We start from the raw sequence: 5,839 nt of genomic DNA on the forward strand, positions 1-5,839 counted from the left end.
CGAGGATTGTAGAGTGACGCATACGCAGCACCGGCAATCAAACCGCTCAACAGGACAACACCAACGATCAGCTTTTTCTTGTCCATTGGAAAACCCCTTTCGGTTGAGATTTTACCGTAACGCCGGTCCCAGCATCACGCCAAGCATTTAATCTCCGCTGCGTCCGGTGCGGGTTAGAGCGTGATAGACGATCAAGAGTGGGGATGAATTGATGGCGCTGGCGACGATAGGAATGGGCTTCCTGATCCTGATGGCGGGCTGTCTGCTGGGGCGGCGCTGGGACCGCCCGGGCCGGATCGTCATTGTGACCGGCGCGGCCATCATGTTGCTTGGCACACTCTTGGCTTTTCTTGTGCGACTCGCCGATTTGTGAGTGAGTGGTAACTCCGCCCACGGACTAACCTACGCGAGATTTACTTTTGCCCATTAAATATCCGGTTGCCATCGGAACGGTGGTTCTTTGCGACTACGCCCTTGGCGGATTCCGAAAGCCCGAGATGATCAAGAAGCGTCCGGCGGTCGTTATTTCGCCGCGCCTTCCTTATCGCGATAGCCTCTGCACGGTTGTCCCCCTGAGCGGAACCGCGCCCAATAACAAGATCGAATATCAGCGTCGAATCGAATTGGAAGAGGCGCTTCCCCATCCATTTCCGCTCTCTGTCTGGTGGGCAAAATGTGACATGCTCGCAACAGTGGGGTTCCAAAGACTTGATTTGTTTCGAACTGAACGGATGGTTGGCGGCAAGCGAAAGTACATTCACCCTAAGCTTTCTGCGGAACAAATAGCGGAGGTCCACAAAGGCGTCCTTTTCGCCATCGGGCTGGGGTCCTTGACTAGGGGTGGCCAATAGACCACATATCTGGGGATTGCTCGCGGCATGCCGTTGAGCCTCAAGACCACCTTAGGGTGGCAAGCCCCGCACTGGCGATTCCAAGCCGCGCGGGGCTTCCCTTTTTCTAGGCCAGCGCCCAGCCCTTGTAGTCCCCGGCCATTCCAGCCCCCTTTGCCAGCCCATCGGCTTGCAGGCCCGTCAGACAGGCCCCTATGCGCTTGCGGATCAGGACGAAGGTTGCTTCGTCGGCCCGCAGGCCCCGGTCCTTCATCCATGCCTCAGTCACGTCCCGCGACGTGACCGGCCCCGTGGCGTCCCGTAGGAATGTCAGGACGAAGCGTCTGACGTGGCCGTGACGGGCGCGGTGCTTGGTCACATAGCGCTGTATCGCTTCCGGGGTGTTGGCCGGATCGAATAGCGCAATGCAGGCGTCCAGATGGTCTATGTCGCATGTGACCTTGCGGGTCTCAGCCTCAAGATGCTTGCGGAGCTTCAAGAGCTGATCCCGCTTGGCGGTAAGGCCAGCGACCGTGTTGGGGCGTTCCGTTGTCATGGAGTAGAAAGTACCCCCGGACCCCCGAAAGGTGAGGTAGAATCTCTGGTGTGTTTGCTACCTAATGCCGGAGTTTCCGCGTCAGGTTCTGGACAGCCTGCGTCAGCCTTTGGAAACCGGCGAGGCCGTCGTTGCGCGTGCCAATGCGCACATAACATTTCCGGCCCGCTTTCAGCTTGTCGCGGCGATGAACCCCTGCCGTTGCGGCCATGCGGGCGATGCGGCCCCCGCCAGTCCGCGCGTGCCGCGCTGCGTCGGCGATTATCAGGCGAAACTGTCGGGCCCGATGCTCGACCGCATTGACATTCACATCGAGGTACCGCCGGTCGCGCATGCGGATCTGGCGCTGCCGCCGCCGGCCGAAGGCTCGCCCGAGGTTGCCCGGCGCGTCGCCGTTGCGCGCGACATCCAGGAAAAGCGTTTCGCCGAACTCGCCGGCCCGCAATCCATGCTGCTCAACGCCCATGTCGAGGGCGAACTGCTCGACCGCATCGCCGCGCCGGATGATCCCGGCAAGCGCCTGCTGGTCGAAGCGTCGGAACGCATGGGCCTCACCGCCCGCGGCTATCACCGCGTATTGCGCGTCGCGCGAACGCTGGCCGATCTCGAAGGCGCGGGCGGCGTCCAGCGCATCCACATCGCCGAGGCGCTCGCCTATCGCGAAACCATCGCCGGCAAACTCGGCGCGGCGGCGTGACGCGTCTCTTCACCTTTCGCTAACCATAAGCCTTAGCGCTTTCTCAAGTGCCGGGAAGGCACAGTCGGGTCTTGTCGACATGCCCGGCCAATGGCCGGCAGCCGCGGAACCCGTATGCCTGTCCTTGCCTTCGACCAGACGCCCATCTTCCTGCTCGGGCTCGCTGCCGTCCTGTTTCTGGGCGTCGAGGCCTGGCGTCGCGCCTCGGCCCGCGCGACCGCGCATCTCCGCGAGATCGAGGTGCTGCAGGCCCGCGTCGAAACGCTGCGCGACGAGAAATGGGAGATCGCCGAACGCGAGGCGCGACTTGCGGATCTGCTGCGCGCACAGGGCGACCTCATCACCCGCAAGGACCTGCAGGCCCGTCTCACCTATGTCAACGACGTCTTCTGCGACACCTTCGGCAAGACCCGCGCCGAGGTGATCGGCCGCCCGTTCCTGCCGGAAGTGCCCGAAGGTGACGCGCCGCGCATGCTGGCAAGCTTCGCCGGTCTCGCGACGCCGCCCTATCGCATCCGTTTCGACGAGCGCGCGGTGACGATGCGCGGCCCTCGCTGGATCGCCTGGGAGGAATTCGCGATCCGCGACGACGACGGCAAGCTTGTTGAAATTCAGTCGGTCGGCCGAGACGTCACCGACCGCAAGCTGGCGGAAGAAAAACTCGCCGACGCGCTGAAACTCGCCAAGGAAGCCAATCGCGCAAAAAGCCTCTTCCTCGCCACCATGAGCCATGAAATCCGTACACCGATGAACGGTGTCATCGGTATGACGCAGTTGCTGCTCGACACCAGACTCGCGCCCGCCCAGCGTTCCTATGCCGAAGCCGTGCGTGCCTCGGGCCAGGCGCTTCTCGCGATCATCAACGACATTCTCGACTATTCGAAAATCGAGGCCGGAAAGGTCACGCTTGAGGAAGCGCCTTTCGATCCGCGTCATGTGCTCGAAAGCGTGGCCGAGCTGCTGGCGCCCCGTGCCTTCGACAAGGGCCTCGAAATCGTCACCGACATTTCGGCGTCCGTGCCCAAACGCCTTCTCGGCGACGAGCCGCGCATCCGCCAGATATTGATCAACCTTGCGGGCAACGCGATCAAGTTTACAGGTGCGGGTGGTGTCGCGCTGCGTCTCTCCCGCACCGGCGCCCACACCGGAGACCGCGCCGAATTGCTGCTCGAAATCGAGGACACCGGCATCGGCATGGACGAGACGAGCCTCGAACACATCTTCGACGAATTTGCGCAGGCCGATCAGTCCCACGCCCGTCAATACGAAGGCACCGGCCTCGGTCTTGCGATCACGCGCCGGCTGGTACTGGCCATGGGCGGCCGCATCGAAGTCGAAAGCACACGCGGTCGGGGCTCGACCTTCCGCGCGCATCTGCCGCTCCGTATCGCCGAGCCCGCGCCGGGCGCTGCCGCGCTGTCGGCGCTCGAAGGCTTTCGTGTGCTGATCCTCAACGATCGCCCGATGCTGGCCGCAGGCCTCGCCCGCGCCGCTTCTGCCGCCGGCGCCGAAACGCATCTGGTGACGGACAGCGAGGCGCTGGCGCGCGCGCTGGCCGCCGCGCCCGCCGATGTCTTTATTTGTCCGGCCGATAGCGCCGCCGGCGAGGGCGCGGTGCTTGCCGCCGAGGCGCGCCGCCTGCAAAGCGATATCGGCACGCTGGTGCTGCTCCACCCGCAGGATCGCAACCGCCTCGATGCGTTGACGCAAGGCGACGCGGCGCCCTTTGACGGCTATCTGGTGCGTCCCGTCCGCGCCGCCTCTCTGATCGGCCGTTTGACCGATCTGCGCGTGCGCGGTTGGGCCGGCGATATCGGTGCGCCATACGCGCCTGATTTCGCCGCCGAAGCCGAGATGCTGTCCGAGCCGGCCCCGCGCAAGGCCCTCACCGCGCCCGCGCTGTCGCTTTGCGTGCTGGTGGCCGAGGACAATGAGATCAACGCCCTCCTGACACGCACGCTTCTCGAACATACAGGCCACAGCGTCCGCCTTGCCCGCAACGGTGTCGAGGCGGTCGCCGCAATCGAGGCCGACACGGCCGGCGAAATCGACCTGATCCTGATGGATCTCCACATGCCGGGCATGGATGGTTTCGAGGCGACGGCGCGCATCCGCGCGTTTGAAACCGCGCATGCCGCCCTGCCCATCATCGCGCTGACGGCCAACGCCATGGCCGAAGACCGTCAGGCCTGCCTCGACGCCGCGATGGACGATTATCTGTCCAAGCCCGTTGCCGCCGATGCCCTCAATGTGGCGCTGGCCGCCTGGGCGGGCCGCCGCTCGCCGCATGGAACGCTTGCTGGCGAAACGGCGAATCTCGCCTAAAGTGAAGTCCGTTTGCGCCGGATGAACCGGCAGTTACGGAACCGGGTGGGGGTATTGCGATGGCGGCGAGCAAGAGCGATGGCCGAATGAGCCTCGCCGAATTGTGGAAGGTCTATGCCGAGCCGCGCATCCTCATCATGCTGCTGCTGGGCTTCTCGGCCGGCCTGCCATATCTCCTCGTCTTCTCGACGCTTTCGGCTTGGCTGCGCGAGGTCGGTATCACGCGCACTGAAATCGGTCTGCTGAGCTATGTCGGGCTTGCCTACACGATCAAGTTTCTCTGGGCCCCGATTCTCGACCGCATTCGTCTTCCCCTTCTCGACCGTCTTCTCGGCAAACGCCGCGCCTGGATGATTTTCGCGCAGACGGTCGCCGCGGCGGCCCTCATCGCCATCTCGCTCAGCGATCCCGCCGTGTCGCTGGTTCCCGTCGTCTTCGGGGCGCTTGTTCTCGCCTTTGCTTCCGCGACACAGGATATTTCCATCGACGCCTGGCGCATCGAGGCCGCCTCGGATGAAAAGCAGGGCGCGATGGCCGCCGTCTATCAGCTTGGCTATCGCTTCGCGCTTATCGGCTCGGGCGCCGGCGCGCTCTACATTGCCGATTTCATCTCCTGGCAGGCAGCCTATCTCTCGATGGCGGCGTTGATGCTGGTTGGCATCGGCGCAGCACTTCTCGCACCGCGGCTGCCGGAGGCCGAGGCGCCGATCATCGGCGAAGAAGCGATGGCCGACATCGTGCGCCGCTTCCACATGCAGGGACCTCTCGAAGCCGCCTTCGCCTGGACATACCGCGCCATCGTCGCGCCCTTCGTCGATTTCTTCGGCCGCTACGGCTGGTGGTCGCTTGCGATGCTGGCCTTGATCGGCCTCTATCGCGTGCCCGACTTCGTGATGGGCGTGATGGCGAACCCGCTTTACATCGACATCGGTTTCTCGCTTTCGACCATCGCCACGGTGGTCAAGCTCTATGGCATCTGGATGACGATCGCGGGCGCTGTCGTCGGCGGTCTTGCCGTCGTCCGTTTCGGCATCCTGCGCACGCTGCTGGTCGGCGCGCTTGCCGCCACGCTCACCAATCTGGTTTTCGTCTGGCTGGCGATGCGCGGCGCCGATCCCACGGCGCTGGCAATTACGATCAGCGCCGAGAATTTTTCCGGCGGGTTCGCGGGCACCTGTCTCATCGCCTATATGTCGAGCCTGGTGAACCATCAATTCGCGGCCACGCAATATGCGCTCTTCAGTTCAGCCTTCGCCTTGCCGGGCAAGATACTGGGTGGCCTGTCGGGCGTTATGGTCGACTGGTACGCGGTTCGCCCCGCCATCGCCGAAGCGTTGGTTGGCGTGGCGCCGGGCCTCACGCCCGCCACGGTTGGTTATGTGCCCTTCTTCATCTCGACCGCGCTGATGGGCGTGCCGGCCATCCTGCTGA

5 protein-coding genes and 1 pseudogene are annotated in these 5,839 nt (G+C 63.9%); 5 read left to right on the forward strand and 1 reads right to left on the reverse strand.

Annotated elements, in window-relative coordinates:
- Positions 1-211 precede the first annotated feature (211 nt).
- Both WEB61_RS03750 and WEB61_RS03755 read left to right on the forward strand, forming a co-directional pair.
- The gene (locus WEB61_RS03750) at positions 212-373 is read left to right on the forward strand and encodes a hypothetical protein (protein WP_368062985.1); all 162 of its coding nucleotides are present in this window, start codon (positions 212-214) and stop codon (positions 371-373) included.
- Between the two features lie 79 nt (positions 374-452).
- Positions 453-851: a type II toxin-antitoxin system PemK/MazF family toxin gene (locus tag WEB61_RS03755; RefSeq protein ID WP_368062989.1), complete on the forward strand. Its 399-nt coding sequence runs from the start codon at positions 453-455 to the stop codon at positions 849-851.
- Between the two features lie 106 nt (positions 852-957).
- On the opposite strand, the gene WEB61_RS03760 is transcribed toward WEB61_RS03755, so the two are convergent.
- On the reverse strand, positions 958-1,329 hold the full coding sequence (locus tag WEB61_RS03760; protein WP_368062986.1) for a hypothetical protein: 372 nt from the start codon (positions 1,327-1,329) through the stop codon (positions 958-960).
- A gap of 109 nt (positions 1,330-1,438) precedes the next feature.
- On the opposite strand from WEB61_RS03760, the pseudogene WEB61_RS03765 reads away from it, so the two are divergent.
- The 3 genes and pseudogenes from WEB61_RS03765 to WEB61_RS03775 form a co-directional block, all read left to right on the forward strand.
- Positions 1,439-2,083: pseudogene (locus tag WEB61_RS03765) on the forward strand (ATP-binding protein); the annotation flags it as partial.
- A 114-nt stretch (positions 2,084-2,197) separates the two neighbouring features.
- Positions 2,198-4,408, forward strand: coding sequence for a response regulator (locus tag WEB61_RS03770; RefSeq protein WP_368062987.1), 2,211 nt, complete (start codon positions 2,198-2,200; stop codon positions 4,406-4,408).
- An 86-nt stretch (positions 4,409-4,494) separates the two neighbouring features.
- Positions 4,495-5,839: MFS transporter (locus tag WEB61_RS03775; RefSeq protein ID WP_368062988.1), on the forward strand; the 1,345-nt coding region annotated here is incomplete at its 3' end.

The organism is Parvibaculum sp., from assembly GCF_040882025.1.
Classification (GTDB): domain Bacteria; phylum Pseudomonadota; class Alphaproteobacteria; order Parvibaculales; family Parvibaculaceae; genus Parvibaculum.